The organism is Streptomyces pseudogriseolus, assembly GCA_002154585.1.
Lineage (GTDB): Bacteria > Actinomycetota > Actinomycetes > Streptomycetales > Streptomycetaceae > Streptomyces > Streptomyces pseudogriseolus.
Window position 1 is genome coordinate 22805 of sequence record MUNG01000117.1, and the last position, 19845, is coordinate 42649.

Annotated in this window: 15 protein-coding genes and 2 pseudogenes; 5 read left to right on the top strand and 12 right to left on the bottom strand. The window is 68.9% G+C overall.

From position 1 onward, the window contains the following. Window positions 1-147: 147 nt before the first annotated feature. Window positions 148-1494, bottom strand: coding sequence for a hypothetical protein (locus tag CCN29_RS12280; RefSeq protein ID WP_143661314.1), 1347 nt, complete (start codon window positions 1492-1494; stop codon window positions 148-150). 85 nt (window positions 1495-1579) lie between these two features. Then, window positions 1580-2707 carry a competence protein CoiA family protein gene (locus CCN29_RS12285; protein WP_086681658.1) on the bottom strand — a complete coding sequence of 376 codons (1128 nt, stop codon included), beginning with the start codon at window positions 2705-2707 and terminating at the stop codon, window positions 1580-1582. A 985-nt stretch (window positions 2708-3692) separates the two neighbouring features. Here CCN29_RS12285 and CCN29_RS12295 point away from each other — a divergent pair. Continuing rightward, window positions 3693-4205 carry a WD40 repeat domain-containing protein gene (locus CCN29_RS12295; RefSeq protein ID WP_442538335.1) on the top strand — a complete coding sequence of 171 codons (513 nt, stop codon included), beginning with the start codon at window positions 3693-3695 and terminating at the stop codon, window positions 4203-4205. A 29-nt stretch (window positions 4206-4234) separates the two neighbouring features. Here the strand turns inward: CCN29_RS12295 and CCN29_RS12300 are convergent, their stop codons facing one another. Further along, a complete protein-coding gene (locus CCN29_RS12300; protein ID WP_086681667.1) occupies window positions 4235-8077 on the bottom strand; it encodes an AAA family ATPase in 3843 nt (1280 codons plus the stop codon). 53 nt (window positions 8078-8130) lie between these two features. Further along, window positions 8131-8250, bottom strand: a pseudogene (locus CCN29_RS12305) (DUF3618 domain-containing protein); the annotation flags it as partial. Between the two features lie 428 nt (window positions 8251-8678). Between CCN29_RS12305 and CCN29_RS35335 the strand changes: the two are divergent. From CCN29_RS35335 to CCN29_RS12315, 4 genes and pseudogenes are all read left to right on the top strand, one after another. Continuing rightward, on the top strand, window positions 8679-9062 hold the full coding sequence (locus tag CCN29_RS35335; protein WP_143661315.1) for a hypothetical protein: 384 nt from the start codon (window positions 8679-8681) through the stop codon (window positions 9060-9062). Between the two features lie 197 nt (window positions 9063-9259). Further along, window positions 9260-9515 (top strand): annotated as a pseudogene (locus CCN29_RS35810) (hypothetical protein); the annotation flags it as partial. Between the two features lie 61 nt (window positions 9516-9576). Next, window positions 9577-10389, top strand: coding sequence for a hypothetical protein (locus tag CCN29_RS12310; protein ID WP_086681670.1), 813 nt, complete (start codon window positions 9577-9579; stop codon window positions 10387-10389). Between the two features lie 53 nt (window positions 10390-10442). After that, a complete protein-coding gene (locus CCN29_RS12315) occupies window positions 10443-11462 on the top strand; it encodes a hypothetical protein (protein WP_086681673.1) in 1020 nt (339 codons plus the stop codon). A 65-nt stretch (window positions 11463-11527) separates the two neighbouring features. On the opposite strand, the gene CCN29_RS12320 is transcribed toward CCN29_RS12315, so the two are convergent. The 8 genes from CCN29_RS12320 to CCN29_RS12355 all read right to left on the bottom strand — a co-directional run bounded on the left by CCN29_RS12320 (window position 11528) and on the right by CCN29_RS12355 (window position 19656). After that, entirely contained in the window at window positions 11528-12640 is a 1113-nt protein-coding gene (locus CCN29_RS12320; RefSeq protein WP_086681676.1) for a tyrosine-type recombinase/integrase, read from the bottom strand. A 588-nt stretch (window positions 12641-13228) separates the two neighbouring features. Continuing rightward, a complete protein-coding gene (locus CCN29_RS12325) occupies window positions 13229-13738 on the bottom strand; it encodes a copper chaperone PCu(A)C (protein WP_086681679.1) in 510 nt (169 codons plus the stop codon). Next, the gene (locus CCN29_RS12330) at window positions 13735-16023 is read right to left on the bottom strand and encodes a heavy metal translocating P-type ATPase (protein WP_086681682.1); all 2289 of its coding nucleotides are present in this window, start codon (window positions 16021-16023) and stop codon (window positions 13735-13737) included. Before CCN29_RS12330 ends, CCN29_RS12325 begins: the two co-directional genes overlap by 4 nt. Then, a complete protein-coding gene (locus CCN29_RS12335; protein WP_189406012.1) occupies window positions 16023-16277 on the bottom strand; it encodes a hypothetical protein in 255 nt (84 codons plus the stop codon). The genes CCN29_RS12330 and CCN29_RS12335 overlap by 1 nt, the downstream gene beginning before the upstream one ends. A gap of 212 nt (window positions 16278-16489) precedes the next feature. Then, complete coding sequence (locus CCN29_RS12340) at window positions 16490-17086, bottom strand: sigma-70 family RNA polymerase sigma factor (protein WP_086681685.1); 597 nt, start codon at window positions 17084-17086, stop codon at window positions 16490-16492. A 152-nt stretch (window positions 17087-17238) separates the two neighbouring features. Beyond that, window positions 17239-17979, bottom strand: a complete 741-nt coding sequence (locus tag CCN29_RS12345) for a hypothetical protein (RefSeq protein WP_086681689.1) — start codon at window positions 17977-17979, stop codon at window positions 17239-17241. A 139-nt stretch (window positions 17980-18118) separates the two neighbouring features. Next, window positions 18119-18760 carry a sigma-70 family RNA polymerase sigma factor gene (locus tag CCN29_RS12350; RefSeq protein WP_086681692.1) on the bottom strand — a complete coding sequence of 214 codons (642 nt, stop codon included), beginning with the start codon at window positions 18758-18760 and terminating at the stop codon, window positions 18119-18121. 191 nt (window positions 18761-18951) lie between these two features. Further along, window positions 18952-19656, bottom strand: coding sequence for a hypothetical protein (locus CCN29_RS12355; protein WP_086681695.1), 705 nt, complete (start codon window positions 19654-19656; stop codon window positions 18952-18954). Between the last annotated feature and the right edge of the window lie 189 nt (window positions 19657-19845).

The window sequence follows — 19845 nt, forward strand, 5'->3', positions numbered from 1 at the left end:
AGCTGGTCGCCACCGCCGTCCTGCACGGCCGCGTTCACGGCCCACCCTGCGGCAAGACCGTCCGGGCGGTGCTGAACGACGCCGGTCGAAGCATGACGCACACGGCTTCGCCCTCGCCCCGTCGCGGGCGCCGGAAGGGCTACCCACTCACCGCCGGTAACGCCAGATCTGCCGCAACCGCAGAGCCTCCATGGCCCGATGAGTCTCGAGCTCCGCATCAGGGACGGGCTCCCGGCCGAGGCCGAGGCGCACCTGGCGATAGAGCCGGTGCGGGGCGGCTACGGAATTGTCGACCAGTGTGGACAGGAGCGGCTCGTCAGCCGGTGTGCCCCGATCCACCACGACAAGCAACGCGACCTGGTCGTCGGGGTGCAGGAACGGGAGCTGCCCACCCGCCCGAAGCCGGAGGTCGCCCCAGCTCAGAGGAGTGCCGTCGGCGCGGGCCAGTTCTTCGAGGATGTCGCGGACCGTGGGGACCAGCTTCTCGATCCTCTCGGCCGGCAGGCGGTCGTCCTGCGGTGGCTCGGCGGTGCGTCCCGTCCGCGCCGATGTGTTCCGCGAGGCGGCGGCCGCCTGGGCGGAGCGCTCGGCGGACCTTCGGTCCTCCAGCCTGCTCTGCCACCGCTCGACGAGCTTGGTTTCCGCGGCGGGCAGTGGTCGGGCGAGCTGATCGCGATGTTTCCCGATCTCGTCGAGCAGCCGCAGCAGGTCCTGGGTGGGCCGGTGCCCATGGGTCCGGTCCAGTTCACCGAGCAGGCGTCGGATCTTCCTGAGGTTCGGATCCTTCTTCTCGACCGGCTTCGGTTCAAGAGCCTTGGCCGGTTTCGGGTCGGGAGCGACGGCCCGACGCTCCGCCCTGGCCGGGGTGACGGTAATGGGGCGGCCGATCAGACCGATGAGGAGGTCCAGGACGCGGTCGCCCTCTCCTAGCCAGTCACGGAGGGCCCTCCTCTGGGAGCGGACTTCTTCGTACCGGTGGAGATGCTCTTCTCCTTGCCGAATCGCCTGTGCCAGGCGCTGGGCTCGCGTCCCCTTCGTCCGGGCCCGGGTCCTCGACGCCTCCTCCAGCTTCTCCCTCATCTCCGCGCGTCTTCGGTGTGCCTGGTCCACGTCGCTCCCGAACGGTGCCCGCTCCCCGGCGGCCGGCCGCTTCGCAGCGGACGGCGGAGCGACCGACGCGCGTGCCCTCCGGTGTCCGTACGCCTCGTGCGTCTTCCTGGTCTCGGCCGCCGCCCACTGCTGCAGGGCGAACTCCGAGGCCGGTTCGGCGGCTCCGAGGCGGCTCAGCACCTGGCCCAGGTACCAAAGGGGCCTGCCCATGTGGGTGACGACAAGGACGCTCAGCAGCGGGTGATCGGGCACCCGCGGCCTGTCCACCTCGACCAGCAGTTCCTGGCGCCCGGTGTTCGGCAGGTCGTGGACCCACCTGCCTAGCCTCTTGGCCAGATCGCTCCACGTGATCGTGGCACCCTTCGCCGCGACTTCCTCCAGCACCTTCCTGAGCTCGTCGGCCGCCTTCCCCTGTGCGGTCTCTGGCGCCTTGGGCCCGCCGGGCGCGGATTCGGTGAGGGGGGTCCGCTCACAAGCACTGGAGGCGCGGGCCGCCGGAACGTACTTCTCGTCGAGCGCGACGCTGGGACGCCACAACCCGGTGCGCTCCGCCTCCAGGCCGTTGAGCCGTACCAGGGCATCGGCGCGGACCGCCCACGAGAAGCCGGCCTCCCTCGACGACGTCGGTGACCAGCAGCCGGACCGAACCCGCGAGCTGGTAGACGTACTGGTCCGTGGGAGGCGGCACGGTGTCGGGCAGAGACAGGTGGGCCCGGACGATGCGGCTTCCCGCCGGCTTGACGAAGCCAGGAATCAGGCGCCTGCCAGGCATGGCCAACGGTGACGAGGCCAGGGGTGCCGCTTCCGTGTCCACCGCGAACACGACTTGTCCGCGGGGAAGGACCACGCTGCCGGGAAACGGCTCGCGGCCGATGCCGTCGTCGCGGATCACCCCCTCGGCACGCAGCTCCTCGAGCGCGGGCGTAACGAGGCCGCTCTCGGTCATCCGACAGTGCTCCAGCGGAACCCAGAGCGTTTTCCTCCCGTCGGTCGCGGTGCCGATGAACACGCGCCGGCCATTACCCTCGGTCTCGCACCGCACGAGGAGGGCGTACCCGCGACGCGCCATCATGTCGCGAGCGAGCGCGTCGTCCCGGCCGAAGACCCACTCGATGCGGCCTTCCTTCGCGCCCAGACTGTCCGCCGCCTTGCGCCAGCTCCGGTAGTCCTCCGAGTGGAGCTCGAAGCGGAGATGCGTTCTCGTGCGACGCAGCCGGAAGTCCACGGCATCGCCGTGGCAGTGCCCGAAGCTGCGCAATTCACCCTGGGCCGAGTACCCCTGTCCGGCCAACCAGCGAGTGACATGGGCCTTGACGAACAGGTGGTCGGCGCCGTCCGCGCTGTGGCTGGTCCGGTGGCACTCCCCGCGACCGGGGTCGGCTTCGTGGGCGAAGTGACAGACCCTCGTCACATACCGTTTGGGACGCAGCGGTTCCCCGCAGCCGCCGAGCAGCGTGCCGCACCAGAAGTCGTCCCTGCCGAACTGCCGGATGAACTCATCTAAGTTATGCGGTTGTTCAGGAAGAATCACCGGCTGGTCCGAGTCGCGGCCTCCGATGACCGCGGTCTGGATGAGGCGGGTGTCGATCTGCCCCAACTCGGGATCCTCCGATGAAGACGTGAGACGACCATCTCAAGAGACAAAGGGGTAGGACAAATTCTGACACGCGTCCATCGACAGCGCCACATGCCCTGCATGCGAAAAAACCTGGTCCGTGCAGAAGCTCAAGCACTCGGAAGTCCCCCGCCCCTGAACACCGCGCGCCCGCCCCACGCGGAGCCGTTCACAGCTGGAGCGGTGGTGCCGTTGATCATCCGATTAGGGTGCGCAGGGCCGGAAGGCTGCCGCCGGCGCTGAACACACGCGCGATGGGAGCCGCCGCGACCGGGGCCCCGGTGAGGATTAGCCAGCCGACGACCATGCCAATGGCGACGGCTGCAAGGAGGATGACGGCAGTGTGTAGGGACAGGAAGGTGTCAGGTGGAGTGGACATTCCTCGCCTCTGGCCTTCTTCACCACTCTCACTGCGGGGATCGAACGGATCCGGCGAACGCCGATCACTCACGCAACTCCTCCATACGTAGTGGGTGTTCAGCCGAACACCTACGTACGACCGTGTCCCGCACGGGTGTACAAGACAGTCGCGTCAAGTTCGGTGCGGTCCGAAGGCCCCTATGCTGCCGATGACTTGGGCTCACAGGGGCGCCGAAGCCCATGGCAGAGCATGCCGAGGCCACCGACCGGGCGGGCTACGGGCTCAGGCCGCTCACCTGAGCCGCCTGAGGGTGGAGCGGCGCAATCCGCCGCCGCGTGCATCGAGGCCCGCGCGCGAAAGCTGTTCGCCCACGAGCAGGCGTGGTTGCCGATCGCCATACAGAGCGCGGAGCTCAGCGGCAAGTACATAAGCGTGGACAAGGTGATGCTGCTCGTTCGCACGCTGCTGTCCCGGGGCGAATACGGCCAGGAGTGCCCACCGCCTGACCGTAAATAACCCGGGCTGGAGCCGTGGCGTGCCCGGTGGGTCGCCGTCGCGTCGGCACGGCCGACGCGACGACCGGCTCACCCAGTGCGGCAGGAGCCGGTGAGCGATCCACCGGAGACCTCGCCCACGGCAGCGCCTTCGCCCCGCTACGCCCTCGCCTACGCGCCGCCGGTGCACACGGGCCCGGTCGTGTCGGCGACATTCTCCTGGGACGGCCGGCTGCTGGCCACGGCCAGCCGGGACAGGACCGTGCGGCTGTGGGATCCCGCGACCGGGCTACCGGTCGGCGAACCGCTCGACGGGCACACCAATCAGGTCTGGTCGGTCGCCTTCTCCCCCGACGGGGGCCTGCTCGCCGTCGCCGGTCACGACAGCACCGTGCGCGTCCACGGCCATGGTGGGCCTCGCACACCGGCACCCGCCACCGTGGCCAGCTCCGCTCTACGGGCAGTCGAGCACGCCCTCTCGCAGGGGCACCACGTGCCGCTGCCCGCCCTCCGCCGCCAGCAATCGAGCCACTTTCTGGCGCCAGTCGTCAGCGACATGAAGGGGCCCCACGCTGACCACTGGAGCCGGGTGGAAAAACGTTGGTTTCCGGGGATGGGCCGCTGACTGGCTGTGCCAACGGCCCGGCGTGCGCGTCAGTAGTCGCTCTCCAGTGCCGCGCGCACCCCGTCGAGCGTCGTGTACAGATCGGGCATCGACAGTCCTCCCCGGGGCCCGTGGGATTCGGACGACGTGAACAGGTTCTGCCCCTCGATGAAGCCGTTGGCCTCGTACCACTGCCGCTTCCGTTCCCAGCCGGCCCGGTAGTCGTCGCGGTCGAGCATCCCGAGGTGCTCCCACACGATGGTGTCCCCGTCATCAGTGGTGAAGGTGAAATCGGGAAGCCGGTAACCGCCGGTGAACTCTCCCGGAAGTTTCCGCTCGTACGCGAAGGGGACCCCTTCGTGCTCCAGCAAGTTTGCGATGATCAGCTCGCTCTTGCTCCGCACGTACAGTCCGCCGCTCGTGCGGTGGATGAGGTGGTCGGCGAACGGCGCGCCGAGGTCGGCTCGGCGGACCGCGTCGGAGAAGACATTGGTGTTGCGCCGTGCGGTCTCCGAGCGGTCCGGAGCGGCGAGGGAGAGCAGACCTGCTGTGTCGGTCCCCTCGACGAGGAGCACGAGCCGGGTCTTGGCACGGGTCAGCGCCGTGTAGAGCAGTTCCCGGCTCATCAAGCGGCCCGTGGCGGGGATCACGACAATCACTGTGCCGAACTCGCTGCCCTGTGCTTTGTGGACGGTCAGGGCATAGGCGAGTTCGAGAGCGCCGCCACCGGACCTCGGCACGTCCCTCGAGCTGAAGTCGAACCGCACCTGCTCACGGTCGGCGAACGCGACTGACAGGCTTCGCTGCCCTCTTCTCGGGCTGACCAGCCCAACCTCTCCGTTGGCCAGGTAAGTCGGCCGTGTGCGCTGGTTGCGGCCGTGGTCGTAGCCGATGCGTTCGCCGTTCTGCAGCAGGATGACCTTGTCCCTGTCCACGATCTCTTCGGGGCCGAGCGTGCGACCCCATCGGCGGGCCCGGTCGAGTTCCGATGCTCTGAACGTCCGTTGCAACAGCCGGTTGAGTTCGTGCACTCCGTGCGGCCCCATACGTACTGGCGACAACACCTGGAACTTGTGGGCGCCACTGTGGTCGTCGAAGGGCACCCAGCCCTCGGAGGTCAGGCCGAGTGCCTTGTTGAACCCTTCGATGTCCCCCGGCCCGCTGAGGTCGAGGGCGTCCACGAGGGTCTCCAGGACCGCCGTATCCAGCTCCTCGGCTGTGTTCCAGTACCGGATGACCAGATCGCTCCCCGCTCCTGCGCCGCCGCCGACCGTCGTGTCCGCCGGTGCCGAGACGGTCCCGTACCCCGTTGGGCCGGTGCCCCCCGGAGCAAGCTCGGACAGGATGTCGTCGGCGTCCACGCGCTGCTGCTCGGCCGTGTACCAAGAGGCAAGCCGCAGTGCAGCGCTCGGCGCACCCGCCGCCGTGCGCAGCTCGACCGTCAGTCGGGCCAGCGCACCGGCCCGCGCGGCCACCGCCCGGTCAGGGTCGCTTCCGCGCTCTTCGCACGCGCGCACCGTCTCGTCGGCCGCCTCAAGGTAGGAAACCAAATCGGCGAACGGGCGACCTGGACCAATGGGTGGCAGCTGGTTCGGGTCCCCCACCAGAATGAGCCGTTTGGTGACACCCAGATCGAGTGCCTCCAGACACGCGCGCAAGTCGTCCTCGCTCAGCATCGAGCACTCGTCGATGACGACTGTCCCGTACCCGGTGGCCACAGCTGCCGTGGGCACTGCGGCTGTACCCTTCGGCGGGGAGAACAACGGCCGCTGTCGCAAGCCGTCGTACCGGTTGTGCTGGTGAAGGAACTGCGCCACTGTGTAGGCCCTGGTGCCGGTCTTCTGTCCCAGGCGGACCGTGGCCTTGCCCGTCGGAGCGAGGAAGAGCATGCCGCCGGATTGCAGGTACCGGCTCCGCTGGAGAGCACCGAGCACGGTGGTCTTACCCGTACCGGCGCGTCCGACCAGCACGGCGAGACGCCGCGTCGTGATCCTTTCGAGCGCGGCGGCCTGCTCCGCCAACGCCGTTCGAGCCCGCTCGTCGCCATCGGCGACGGTGACCTCTTGCTCCGCAAGCCGAGCCCGGAGCAGCGCAGTCCAGTCCTCTCCGGTGCTGGGCACAGGTTTGCCCGCCCGTTTTCCGAGGACCCTCGCCAAGTACTTCGCGGTCTCACCGCGGTTGGTCAGTTGCACTGCCGGCAACACTGCCCCACCGTCTGGATCGGCGAGGAGGTCCAGGACCTGCACCTCCTCGGCGAGGACATCCCTGTTGCCCTCGAGCCAGTGGACGGGGACTACCGGCGGCCGCCCCACCCGCAGACCGGCGAGGCGGGTGACCGCTTCATCGGCGGACAGAAGCGTGTCGCCGTCCTCCGCGGCCCGGCGCAGAACGTCGACCAGACCCGCGCGAACCCGCCGTGGGTCCAGAGTGTCACCGAAGGGCGATGTGCACGTCGGCAACGGGTGCTTGACGCTGATGGTGTCGTCCGGGAAGACACCGAGATCGATGGTGCTGAGCGGCACCGGCGGATCGTTCTGATCTCCGAGGTCTGCTTCGCTGATCCGGTAGGGGTTGGCCAGGAGAGTGGGGTCATCGATAGGAGTGAGCGTCGCTCGGTTCCGCTCTTCCGACCTGAACCAGCGAGCAGCGGCCTCCAGCGTAAGGTCGAATCGGGACAGTAGATGAAGGAGGTCCCGCTTGGCCGGGTTTGATGCCACGTGGCGCCATGTGCCGCTGGCATTGCGGAGTGGCGCGTCGTAGGCCGGGCTGGGGGGCTTCGCGCGGCCCTCGAGGAGCGCCCCGAGCAGTGGCCACGGGTTCTCGTCCGATGCCAGCGTCCCCGAGGCCCGAAGCTCCCGTACCAGGCTGCTTCCCAGCCGCAGACCCAGCGCTTCCAGCGCCGCGCCGGCGCCCGGGAAGGCGCCTCGATCGGTCCACGCCTCGGCGATGCGCTCGTTCAGCCAGTCCTCGCGTGCCTCCCATGGGCCCGGCGCGATGCCATGAGCGCGGATCGCCCGGACCGCTTCCTGGCAGCGAACAAGCGTGGCGAGCGCGACATCCGGACCTGCCAGCTCGGCGCCATACGAGAAGGCGTTGACATGCGCGTTGTCGACCCCCACGGCGACTTCGGAGAGCAGCGCACGCCGCCGGGCGTCCTCGGCCGGATCACCCGTCGAAGCCAAGTAGGCATGGTAGGGCAGCAGCAGGCCCTCTTCGCCTTGGGGACGGATGGAGTGACTGACCAGCCTGTCCCAGGCCGGGTAAGGGCTGTCGACAAGCCGACCGTCAACTCCGCGTTGCGGGAACGGCAGCAGGCGACCGACGTCTGTCACCCTGCCCACGCCAACTACCAGTCGAGGGATGTGGTCACCGAGGGGATGGCCGGACTTCGTATAGAACAACGCGAGTGACCTGCCACGCGTGACCTGACCGAAGACATGATCGAGCAGCGCCTGCTGACGCGGACCGGAGAAAACCCAGGGTGTGGGAAAGGGCGCGTGGCCCTCCGGCGGCAGCAAGCCTTCCGGCAGACGCTCATCGATGCGGCTCTGCCGCTCCTTCAACATCCACGAGAACGGCGTGGCGAACGTCGAGAACGGCGGCACAAGCACCTTGGCCGTCCGGAGCGCGCCGTGTGTGCCCTTGGCCTGCTCCACGGTGGTGTACGGATGGTCGATGTACCGGGTCCATGGCCGCGGGTTCATGAAGAGGCCGGACTCTGCCTGACATGGGGGCATCGCCTCCGCCGACAGAGTGGACACGTCCCTCCCGGCGTGCGCATCTTCAGCGGCGTCGTCGCGCTCGACCCGGATCCGCTGCAGGTCGGTGCAGTAGCCATTACGACTCGGCGCAGCGCAGACCCTCCCGTCCCACGCAGTGTCGTGCCAAGCCACACGAATGGTCAAATGCCTCAATGGCCCACCCCCTGAATCTGTTTGACGATACCTTCCGCAGCGGCTTGCTTGGCGGCCTTCTCCTGGGTGCGCGCTTTGACGGCGGTCTCCGCGGCGAGCGCCTCGACCGTCTCCCCGAGCTTGGCGCGGCTCCGTTCGACCTGCTCGCGCAGTGCCTCGGGGCTGGTGGCGGTGGGCTCGACGCGGGGCGGCTATCGGCAGCAGCAGGCGCGCAATGATGAGCACGGTGTCGGGCCCCCTCTGGGAAGACGGCTGCAGACGCATCCTGCTATCAACACGCTCGTGTGAAGGTCCCGTGGCCATACACGCCTTACAAGGGGCGGCGTCCGACGACCACCCCACCGGGGTCATTGAGCAGGGCGATGCGGACGGACGGTTCTCGCCCGAAGCCTCACCGACGAGCCATCAGCCATTGCAGACCGGGCACGGTTACGTCCAACGAAGTGGTGTACAGGTTCGACCTGATCCGCGGAGGTTAGTTGTCGGTCAGGCGTCACGCCGGCATTTCAACTACGCTCGACAACCGGCGTGACCCACCGTAGAGGTCGGGGGACATCGCAGATCTGGGGGCGGGAGACCGATGGCGACGATCAGCAGAGATGACTACAACCACTTCCAGGTGCTGTACCGCGATGCCTTGGGGCGTGCCATAGCGGCTCGTCAAGCAGGAGACGGCGAAGCCGAGCAGAAGGCCCTGAAGGAAGCCCGTTCGTGGCGTCGACGGTTCCGCAATCGCAGAGTTGAGGCCCCGGAGCAGCGAGCGGAGCGGCTGGCGCACGAGCAGGCTGAGCGCGATGCGTCGGAGAAACTGCGCGCCAGGCGAGCGATGCAGCATACCGAGCGTGCAGAGGAACTCGCGAACCAGCGGGCCGCGCAGGTCGAACGCTGGAAGAGTGAGCGAGACAAACTTGTCGTCCGCGCAGTGGTTTCGGGTGGCCTTCCAGAGCTAGGCAAACGCCGTTGATCCGATTCGACTGACGGACAGCGTTACCTGAGACGGGACCGGCAATCCCACATGGAACCAGATGCCAATCCACTAAGATCGGGTGAGGCAGCGGCAACATTAGATCACCCGCCTGCCACTGTCGCTGCAACTTGCGACTCAGGGGTTCGGGCCGACTCTCAGGCCGGAGGGACGCGGACCGCACCGCGGCCAACAGCAAGGTCGTCTCGCCCTCCACGCGCACCAGCATCCCCGGTGCCGTCGCCGCCGGCCGATGTCGTCGACCACACCTACCGCCAGAGCATCACGGCCGCTGGCGATGGCTGCCAGGCCGCACTCGACGCAGAGCGGTACCTCGCCGCGCTTGCCGACAGCAGGACCAAGAAGGCGCTGACCGTCGCACCGTCCTTACGGACTCGGGCCCCCAGGGCGGCCTCGCTCGTACATCTAGCCGCCCCGGTCATCCCGACTTGACGGTTAGGCGAGATACGTAAATCCCGCGCACTAGTACGACTTTCACCCATACCCTCAAGTCGTGACAACCACCACTGAGGAAGATCAATACCTCAGACGGATCCTTGCACTGCTGGACAGCGCCAGGCCGTACGAGAGCCTCACCCAGTCCGACTCCAGGCAGTGGCAGGTGCAGCCCGGCAGCGCCCTGGCCGGGGACGACGCCAAGACTGACCCCTACCAGGTGTCGCACAACGCCTGGAACGCTCTGGGCGTGGCCGTCGACCACCTCCACTGCTTCCGCTCCACGTTTGCGGACGACCCGCGGGACAACTCGGTGTCGATCACGCTCCACACCCACGGGCAGTACTCATTGCTGCGAGGCGCTTTCGAGAACAGCGCCCGCGCCGTATGGATGCTCGGGCCCAACCAGCGCCTCGTCCGCGTGCAGCGGCGACTGTGCATGCAGGCCGGCGAGAACAAGAACTCCGACCGCATGAACGCGCTGCTCCATCAACAGCCCAGGCGGCCGCTGGACGTACGGATGCAGCAGCTGACCGACCTCGTCATCAAGGCGGGAACAGACCCTGCCGACGCCAAGAGGGTCCTCAAGCCCGCGACGTACTCGGAAATCGTGCGGAAAGCAGGAGCCCTGACTCTCATGGGCTCTGCAGAGGCCGAAGTCGTATGGAGCAGCTGCAGTTCGCTGGCACACGGCGACATCTACGGCACCCTCAGCATCCTGGAGCGCAACATCGTGGACACCCAGGGGCGCCTTGCCCTCGCACAAATCACCAGCTCCCCCAAGGTGCTGTTCTGGGCCACAGACCGCACCGTCGCGATGATGCAACGCGGCTTCGACCTCTTCAAGGAACGCATCACCTGTCACCGCTGACCAGCGGCGCACGCACAAAACCCACTGTCAGCACCGAGGGGAACAGTCAGCTCATGCGTGACCACCACAGGTTCAGAATGGCCGATGGTGCGGAACTCGTCGGCCGTCAGGGCGACTCGTTCGAGATGCGGGTCAGCATTCCTTCCGATGACAACGGGTTCTTCGGCCGCCAGTGCCCGGAGTGTTCGCTGGTCTTCCGCATGGACGTTCAGCAGTACGAGGCGCTACCCGACAGCCTCGCCCTCTGGTGCGTCTACTGCGGACACCACGCGGAGCACTCGGAGTTCATGACCGAGCAGCAGCGCGATCGCATCATGCGCGCTGCAGGTGACTTCGCCATGCAGATGGTCAGCCAGGAGTTGGACAAAATGTTCGGCGGGCTGGCACGCAGCTCGCGCGGCGGCAGCATCTCCTTCTCCTACAGGTCGCAGCCCTTCTACCCCCGCCCGCTGCCCGGCATCGACGAGGAGCAACTCGTCCGTGTCCGCACCTGCGCGGGATGCCAGAACAACTACGCAGTCTTCGGGGAACACCGGTACTGCCCCGTGTGCGGTCAGCTACCGGCCGCGTCGGTCGCCTTCGATGCCCTCCAGGCCGATACCGCCCGCCTGGACGCGTTGGAAGCCCTGCCCACGGACGCCAAGGCACTGCTCCGGGAGCAGGGAGTGTTCACGCGCAACTGGGTCGACACCGTAGAGAACGTGGTCGGAGTCGTGGAAGCCTTGGCTTCCTCCCTCTTCCGCGCGGCCGTGCCGAACGCGGCCAGCCTCCTCAACGGCAAGGGGGCCATCTTCCAGCGTCTCGACCACATGGCCGATCTGATCGTCACCGCCGGCTTCCCCGACCTGCGAGCCGCCCTTGGCTCGCAAACGTGGCAACGCCTCCTCGAAACCTGGGCCGTGCGGCACGTCTTCACCCATAACGACGGCATCGTGGACGAGAAGTACCTGATCAAGGTGCCTGGTTCATCCGCGCAGATCGGGCAGCGTCTCGTACTGACCGAAACGGTATGCCGCAACGCCCTGGACGATGCCAAGGCCCTGTGCGAAACCCTCGTGGACATGCTGCGCTAGAGGCGCGCGGGCGCATCTCAGTCAACAGCAGACGAAGAACCTGCTGTTCCGAAGAGCCGACGGAATCAGGCTGCTTCCCAGAGGCCGGCGTCCAGGATACGCGCCGCCTTCGTGATGCTCCCCGGCATCAAATGCCGGTAGGTGCGATACGTCTCCTCGATGGACTTGTGTCCCATCCATTCCGCTACGTCGGTGATCGGTATCCCGTTCCCGAGCGCGTTCGAGGCGAAATAGTGCCGGAAGCTGTACATGCCCGCACCGTCCTGCGCAGGGAGTGCCTTGAAGAGCTTCTGCACACGTCGGCGTTCCATCGGCTCGGTGTAGTAGCCGCTGGGACCACGCAGGAGGTAGCCGTCCTTCGTGGTGCCGTGCTTCTCCTCGTAACGCTCCATCGCTTCTCGCACCGAGCGCGGCAGAGGAACCTCTCGGAACTCCCCCGCCTTGCGGTGCTTCAGCTTCGCCGGCTTGTGCATGTTCGAGTGGATCTGCTCGTGAACCCGGTAGACGTCGTCCGCCACGACATTGTTGATGTTCACCGCGCGGGCTTCCCCGTTTCGCAGGCCGCAGCCCACCATCATCACGATCTCAAGCGCGAGGATGTGATCCGCGACAGTCAGCGCTCTCTTCACATAGTCGAGGGAGGGAATGACCACCTTCTCCCGAACGTACTCCGGCTCCTGGACCCCCTTCAGAGGGTCGTCCGCCATGGCACCCTTGCCATAGGCATCCCGCAGGATGGCCTTGAGAACACGGGATATGTTCACCTGGTTTCCGCGCCCGACCCCGTCGGTCTCCAACTCATCCAGGAAACGCTCGACCACGATCGGCGTGACCGAGTTCAGCTTCCTTGATCCGAGACGGGGGATGATGTGCACGTTGATGGAGCTGTCGACGTGCCAGCCCGTGGAGTACTCGGTCATCCTCCGCTGCCGGGGCCGCCACTGCTTCGCGTATTCCGCGACCGTCTGCTGACCAAGTTCCCGGCGGGCCTCAGCAACGGATGGCGCTGTCTTCTTCTTCTCCGCGTAGATCTGCGTCAGGCGCTCGATCGCGTCGTCCTGCGTGCCGAAACCAGCCTCTTCACGCTGTTTACCGAGAGCGTCCCTGAACCGAATCGTGTACGGGTGCGGGCAACGAGTCGGCCTGGAACAACCGCACTCCTTGAAGAAGGACCCCATCCCACGAGCAAGCTGTCGAGCCACGCATCAAGCCTTCCGAGCAGGGCGATGGGCGGCGCAGAAGGCCCCTGCCGTAGACGCAGGTCAGCAAGCCGGACACCGTCCGGCCCGAAGCTGACCTTTTGCTGACCTGGAGGCCGCGATCAGGGCTCTGACCTGCGGAAACACCCAAACGCTAGATCTTGGACTTGAACAGAGTACGCAGCACTTTGGACTCCTGGAAGACGGCTCCCTGCCTGCTTTGTGCAGGTCAAGGGCGGTCTTCACTGTACACCGGCACTCGTCGCACTCGAGGATTCCGGAGAACATCGACCCCACTCGGGTAAGAAGGCTCCTCGCCTGCGCTTCCGTCCGATCCAGGCTGTCGCACCATGGCCGACCAAGCACCGACCCGAACCCCTGTCCCGGAATGCGTGCGGACTCATGCTGACCAGATGCTGACTGACCTGACGATGCGCCAGGCCCGCGACGCCCTGGTCCGCGCGGCCATCACCGAAGCCGGGTACGAGGTGGCCGATGCGGTCACCGCGTGACAGCGCGTGGCGGAGCACCATACGCCCCACGGTGCTCCGCCGCGCGGCGGCGTCATCAGGCCCCGGGCCGGACGACCACCGCCAGGACCTCCATTCGCCCGCTGTGCTCGAAGTGAAGGGTGAAGGGCACCAGGTCGCCCTCCGCCCAGCGTTCCGCGGCCGGGACGGTCACATCGCTGCTGTGCGGAGACATGTCGAGGGTGCCCCCGGCGGGGATGGACAGTGACTCCGTGGGCCAGCGGTATGCGGCTCCGCCGGCGGTCATCCGGTGGCTGCTGAGGGAGATGCCCTCGGTGACGTCGGGCGAAGTCACCCCCACCAGCCGGTCCTGGGCGCCACCGGCGTTACTGATCTTGAAGAATGCTGCTGTCTCCGGCACTCCCCGCGACGGGAGGAAGAGCCGCGCGTCGGTGACACCGATGCGTGCGGGTGTACCGGCGTTGCCCGTGGCGGTCCAGACTGCGAGACCGCCCAGGGCCAGCACACAGGCGCAGACCGGTGCCAGAGCGGCCAGGGCGGTGTCCGCGAGTCGTCGCCGGGTGGGCGTCCAGACGGACGGTGTCATCGAAGGCTCCTCCCACGGGCGGGCGACGTGAACGGACGGCTGCGGGCCGGTGACGGCCGCCAGGCACGCAGCCGCAGGCTGTTGCCGACCACGAGCAGCGAGCTGACGGACATCGCGGCGGCGGCCAGCATCGGGTTGAGCAGGCCGACCATGGCCAGGGGCACCGTCACGACGTTGTAGCCGAAGGCCCACAGAAGGTTGACGCTGATCGTCGCCAGCGTGCTGCGGGAGAGGCGGACGGCGTCCGCGAGGGCGTCGATGTCTCCGCGGACCAGGGTGACGTCGGCGGCTCCGATCGCCACGTCGGTGCCGGTGCCCATGGCGATGCCGAGGTCGGCCCCGGCCAGGGCGGCGGCGTCGTTGACTCCGTCGCCGACGACGGCGACCCGGTGGCCCTCTTCCCGTAGTTCGTGGACGAGCCGGGCCTTGTCCTCGGGGGTGCAACGGGCGTGTACGTCGTCGATGCGCAAGGCGGTGGCGACGGCGCGGGCGGGTGCCTCACGGTCCCCGGTGGCCAGCACCGGCCGTACGCCCAGACGCCGCAGCCGGTCCACGGCCCGGTAGCTGCCGGGCCGCAGTACGTCTCCGACCTCGACGAGCGCCTCGGTCACACCGTCGACGCGGACCACGACGGGCGTGTGGGCGGCCGTCTCGGCGGCGGACAGCGCCTTGTCCAAGGGGGCGGGCAGCTCGTCGTCCGGGGCCAGCACCTCCACCAGCCGTCCGTCGACGTTCCCGCGCACGCCGCGTCCCGGCAGTGCCGCGAAGCCGGTCACGTCCGGCAGCATGCCGTCCGGTGCGGTGCGTCGGGCGTAGGCCATGACGGCCTGGCCCAGTGGGTGCTCGGAACCCTGTTCGACCGCTCCCGCGAGCCTGATCGCCTGTTCCTCGCCGATGCCGCCGGGTGCGGCCGTGACCCGGGCGACGCTCATGTGCCCGGAGGTCAGGGTGCCGGTCTTGTCGAGGACCACGGCGTCGATGTGCTGCAGTCCCTCCAGGGCCTGTGGGCCGCTGACCAGGACGCCCAGTTGGGCGCCACGGCCGGTGGCGGCCATCAGGGCGGTCGGGGTGGCGAGGCCGAGGGCGCAGGGGCAGGCGACGACCAGGACGGCCACGGAGGCGGTGATCGCGGCCTGCGGGTCGGCGCCCGCGCCGAGCCAGAAGCCGAGGACGGTGGCGGCCAGGGTGAGCACGACCGGTACGAAGACTCCGGCGACCTTGTCCGCGAGGCGCTGCGCTCGCGCCTTGCCTGCCTGCGCCTCGGTGACCAGGTGGGTGATACGGGCCAGTCGGGTGTCGGCGCCAACCGCGGTGGCCCGCACGGCCAGCAGACCGCCGACGTTCACGGAACCGCCGATCACAACCGTGCCGGGACCGACCTCGGCCGGTTCGCTCTCCCCGGTGACCAGGGAGAGGTCGACGGCCGAACTGCCTTCGGCGACGGTGCCGTCGGTGGCCACGCGCTCTCCGGGCCGTACGACGAAGATCTGGCCCACCCGGAGGTCCTCGATGGCGATGCGGCGCTCGCCCGTGTCGTCGCGTACGGCGACCTCCTTGGCGGCCAGTTCCGCCAGTGAGCGCAGGGCCGCTCCGGTGCCGCGCCGGGCCCTCGCCTCCAGGTACCGGCCCGCCAGGACGAACAGGGGGACGCCGACGGCGGCCTCCAGGTAGATGTGGGCGACCCCGTCCGACGCCGTCGGCACCAGGCTGAAGGGCATCCGCATGCCCGGATCGCCGGCGCCACCGAGGAACAGGGCGTAGGAGGACCAGGCGAAGGAGGCCACGACGCCCAGCGACACCAGGGTGTCCATGGTCGACGCCGAGTGCCGCAGGGCCCGCGCCGCCCGCTGGTGGAAGGGCCAGGCGCCCCAGACCACGACGGGCGCGGCGAGCACGAAGCACAGCCACTGCCAGTTGCGGAACTGCCAGGCGGGCACCATCGACAGAACGAGCACGGGGACGGCGAGCAGGATGGTGACCGTCAGCCGGTGGCGTTCCTGCTCCGTCTCCGTATCCTCGTCGTCACCGTCCTCTCGGCGCCGCGCTTCGGGCGGTTCGGGCAGCGCGGCGGTGTATCCGGCCTGCTCGACGGCGGCGACGAGCTGTTCCGGGAGCACCTCGGGCGGATGGTGCACGCGGGCCCTCCCGGTGGCCAGGTTCACGCTCGCGGTGACGCCGTCCAGCTTGGCCAGCTTCTTCTCCACCCGCTTCACGCAGGCCGCGCAGGTCATGCCGCCGACCGCCAGGTCGGTCACCTCCTGCACGGACACCGGTTCGCCGGCCATCAGCGTCCGCTCCCGTGGTTCATGCCGCCCATGTCGTCGTCTTCCGTGTCCGTGCCGCCGCCCTCATGGCCGTCCTGGGTGATCCCGGGACCGTGCATCCCGGGCGCGACGGGGCCGACGCTCCGGCCGACGGCGTAGGAGGCGGCGAACACCAGCACCAGCAGCACGAGGAACCCACACAGGGCGGGAGGGGGCAGGAACCGGTGCAGCAGGCCGGCCGGGGCGCCGGAAGCGGGTTGCCGCGTCTGCTCCATCTGTCGACTCTCCCGTTCGCGTTGCACGTCGTACGGCCTCCGCTGAACCGAGCCGTACCGGTACAGGAGTCGGGGCCGCAGGTGCTCAAGTTCCTCAGGGCAAGTGTGACGCCCGTCACTAGAGAGACCCGAGAGGCTTCAGGAAGGCCGGCAGCCGTCGGCCGCTGCCCGGGAGCGGCGACCGACGGCCGGAACGACGCCCGGTCGTGTCGTCAGGCCACGGCGGGTTCCGCCAGGTGGCGGGTGACGGACCCGTCCGCCGCCCACTCGGCCAGGGCGGTCCGCGCGCGAGACACCCGGGAGCGCACCGTGCCGATTGGGCACCGGCTCAGCTCGGCGGCCTCGGCGTACGGCAGTCCGATGAGCTGGGTCAGCACGAACGCCTCACGGCGGTCGCCGGGCAGGGAGTCGACCAGCTCCATGAGGGCGACGCCCTCGTCGAAGCCCGGCAGTCCCGTCGGCTGGGCGCGTTCTGCCGCGGCCTGCCAGTCGTCGGTCCATGCCGTACGGGGACGGCAGGCGGCATGGCGCAGGCTGTCGATGACGGTCCGGCGGGGGATCGACAGCAGCCAGGTCCGCGCCGAGGAACGCCCCTCGAACCGGGGCAGTGCCGTCAGGGCGCGCAGGAACGTGTCCTGGGTCAGGTCGTCCGCCGCCTGCGCGTCGTCGGCGAGGTACGTCACGTAGCGGCGTACGTCGCGTTGCAGTGCCCGGACGAAACGGTCGACCGCTTCGCTGTCGCCGTCGGCGGCGGCGAGCGCCCAGGAGGTGACCGTCTCGTCGGTCACGGTGGGCAGGGCAGGGGTCATGGTCCTGTGGTCCTTCCTTCAGTCCCGCGCGGACGAGCCGGGCACCGCACAGGTGCCGTCGGCGGTCGCACGGGTGATGGGGAGATCCGGCCGCGAGGAAGCGCGGGCGGGAGACCGCCGCCGTGTGGAAGGCGGTGGCGGTGATCCGGCTGTCAGACGACAGCGGTCTCCCCGGGAGGCCCCCGGGTGGTGAGGGCGTGGACGAGCAGGAGCTGCCGCAGGCGCCGCCTCGGCCGCGGAGCCGGGCGGAAGGAGGGCGGAGTGGAGGGTGGGCAGAGTACCGCCAGTACCAGCCGCAACGGTACGAACGCGCGGTCCGCGCAGGCGCGGAGCATCTTGAAGACCGCGGTTTCGCCCTGGGCCAGCCAGAGTCCGCACAGGACGGCGGCCAACACGTGGGCGGCCGGCATGCCCCAGGAGGACGAGCCGGCCAGGTGCGTCATGTCGTGGCCCGTCGACGTCATGCTGTGGGCGCCGTGAGAGGCCAGGTGATCCGTGGGGTGCAGTCCCGCCGCCACGGCGATGTCATAGGCCCGGGCAACCCGCTCGGGCGTGGGGGCCGCGCCGCAGAGAAAGCGGTCGGCCCATTGCCGAAGGGACTGCGCATCCCCCGGGGCCGCCGCCATGGCCGGCCGGTTGCCGGACTGCGCGAGCGTGAAGGCGATATGCAGGCAGGTCTGGACGACGACCGTCAGGCCGGCCACCGTACGGCGGCGACGCTCGTGGGCCCCGAAAGCCCAGCCGACGGCACCGACCACGGCGGCGCCGGAGAGGAGCACCCACCAGGGCAGCCCCTCCCCCGACATCAGCACGTGGCCGAGGGCGGCGAGCACCACGCAGACGGCCGCGAACACCGCGGCCCGCAGCACACGCAGAAACCCACCGGCGAACATGGCGCCCCATCCTGGCACCCTGCGGACGAACCGCCGGCACCGGGGATACCCACCCGACCGGACCGCGGCCGGGAGCGAGTCCTGCACGGCCCGGTTTCGAAGCCCCCAGCGGTCGGCCCGAGCCGCTCAGGACACCCGGTCAGTCCGGAGCCCTCACCAGGTCGGCTCGTTCCGCCTCGTGCAGTAACTGCGTCAACGCTGCACGGGCCCGGGCGACCCGGGAGCGGACCGTACCGATCGGGCAGCCGCTGAGCTCGGCCGCCTCCGCGTAGGGAAGGCCGACGAGTTGGGTGAGGACGAACGCCTCACGGCGTTCGGCGGGCAGCGCGTCCAGCAGTTCGGTGAGAGCGATGCCGTCGTCGAAGCCGGGCAGACCGCGCTCCTGGGCGCGTTCGGCGGCGGCCTGCCAGTCGTCGGTGTCGGCGAGACGCGGCCGGGCGGACGCGTGCCGGTAACTGTCGATCACCGCCCGGCGGGCGATGGACAGCAGCCAGACGCGGGCGGAGGAGCGGCCCTCGAAACGGTGCAGGCTGCCCAGGGCCCGCAGGAAGGTGTCCTGAGCCAGGTCGTCGGCGGCCTGGGGGTCGGCGCCCAGATACCCGACGAAATGCCGGACGTCTCTTTGGAGGGCGCGAACGAACTTCTCGACTGCTTCCGGGTCACCACCGCGGGCGGTGAGCGCCCAGGCCGTTATCAGCTCGTCGGCGGACTTGCGTTCCTCAGGTGTTCTCGTGAGGTGCGGAGTTCTGTCGCATGCGGCAGGAAGAGCGGGACTGATCACCTGGTGTCCTTTTCGGGGGTCCGGAGGGCCGACACGCGGACATCCGGAGACCGGACCGGGCGGCTCGGGGCACACGGCGGATCCGGTGTGGGCAGGGGGTGGCAGGAGTACGCCTGTACTGCGGCGCACTCCTGATGCCCGAAGCCGTTCGGGCGTGAGAGGCCCGGGACGGTGTCGGGGAACCGGCTGTCTCAGAGGACAGCGGTTCCCACGGGCGGACCCCGAGAAGTGATCGCGTACACCAGGAGCAGCCGGCGCGGACTGCGGTCCGTGCGGCCACGGCGCAGGACGACGCCTGGGCGGCGCGGAGGTGCCGGGAGGGCGAGGAGCAGTCGCAGCGGGGCGGCCAGCCGTCCGGCGACGGCCCGCAGGATGCGGAAGGCCGCGCGTTCGCCATGCGCGAGCCACAGGCCGCTCAGTAGCGCGGCCAGCAAGTGGGCGGCGAGCATGCCCGGGGAGGACATCTCGCCGCCCATGATGTGGCCGATTCCCGTCACCGGGTCCATGGCACCCGTCGGCCCCATGGCGGATCCGTCATGGGGCATGGAGTGCATGGCGTGACCGGTGTGAACCGTGGAGGCCATGTGATGCGTGGAAGGCGTGCCGTGAGCCGTACCGCCCGCGGACATCGACGACGTCGACAGTGCCTGCGCGTAGGAGAACCACTCGTGCAGGGCCGACTGGGCGGCCACCACGACGGAGGAGACGAGAAGGAGACCGCGTTCCCGACCGGCCAGGCACCATGCCGTCCCACCGCATGCCATTACTGCGACGGCGAGGGCCCACCAGGGCACGGAGGAGCCCGACATCATGACGTGCCCCAGGGCGGCGAGCAGCACGCAGACGGCCGCGAACACCGCGGCCCGTGTCGTGCGGAGACACCACCCAGCGCCCATGGCGGCTCATCCTTGCATTTCCGGCGCACCGTCTTGAGCGAGTACGAGAAGTTCCCGGGCCCGCGCCTCAATCCGCTCCCGGTGATTCATGTCACGCCAACCCCCGGGAACTCCAGGAGAGTTGCACTCGACTGCCTCCCCAAGGAGGTGCGTCTGTGACGACGGGACGGACAGAGCAGGCCGGGCGGA

Coding starts and splice junctions, on each gene's coding strand:
- CCN29_RS12330 (WP_086681682.1), bottom strand. CDS start 16,023: ATGGCCGGCGAACCGGTGTCCGTGCAGGAGGTGACCGACCTGGCGGTC.
- CCN29_RS12320 (WP_086681676.1), bottom strand. CDS start 12,640: ATGGGGTCCTTCTTCAAGGAGTGCGGTTGTTCCAGGCCGACTCGTTGC.
- CCN29_RS12315 (WP_086681673.1), top strand. CDS start 10,443: ATGCGTGACCACCACAGGTTCAGAATGGCCGATGGTGCGGAACTCGTC.
- CCN29_RS12345 (WP_086681689.1), bottom strand. CDS start 17,979: ATGTTCGCCGGTGGGTTTCTGCGTGTGCTGCGGGCCGCGGTGTTCGCG.
- CCN29_RS12340 (WP_086681685.1), bottom strand. CDS start 17,086: ATGACCCCTGCCCTGCCCACCGTGACCGACGAGACGGTCACCTCCTGG.
- CCN29_RS12335 (WP_189406012.1), bottom strand. CDS start 16,277: ATGGAGCAGACGCGGCAACCCGCTTCCGGCGCCCCGGCCGGCCTGCTG.
- CCN29_RS12325 (WP_086681679.1), bottom strand. CDS start 13,738: ATGACACCGTCCGTCTGGACGCCCACCCGGCGACGACTCGCGGACACC.
- CCN29_RS12355 (WP_086681695.1), bottom strand. CDS start 19,656: ATGGGCGCTGGGTGGTGTCTCCGCACGACACGGGCCGCGGTGTTCGCG.
- CCN29_RS35335 (WP_143661315.1), top strand. CDS start 8,679: ATGGCGACGATCAGCAGAGATGACTACAACCACTTCCAGGTGCTGTAC.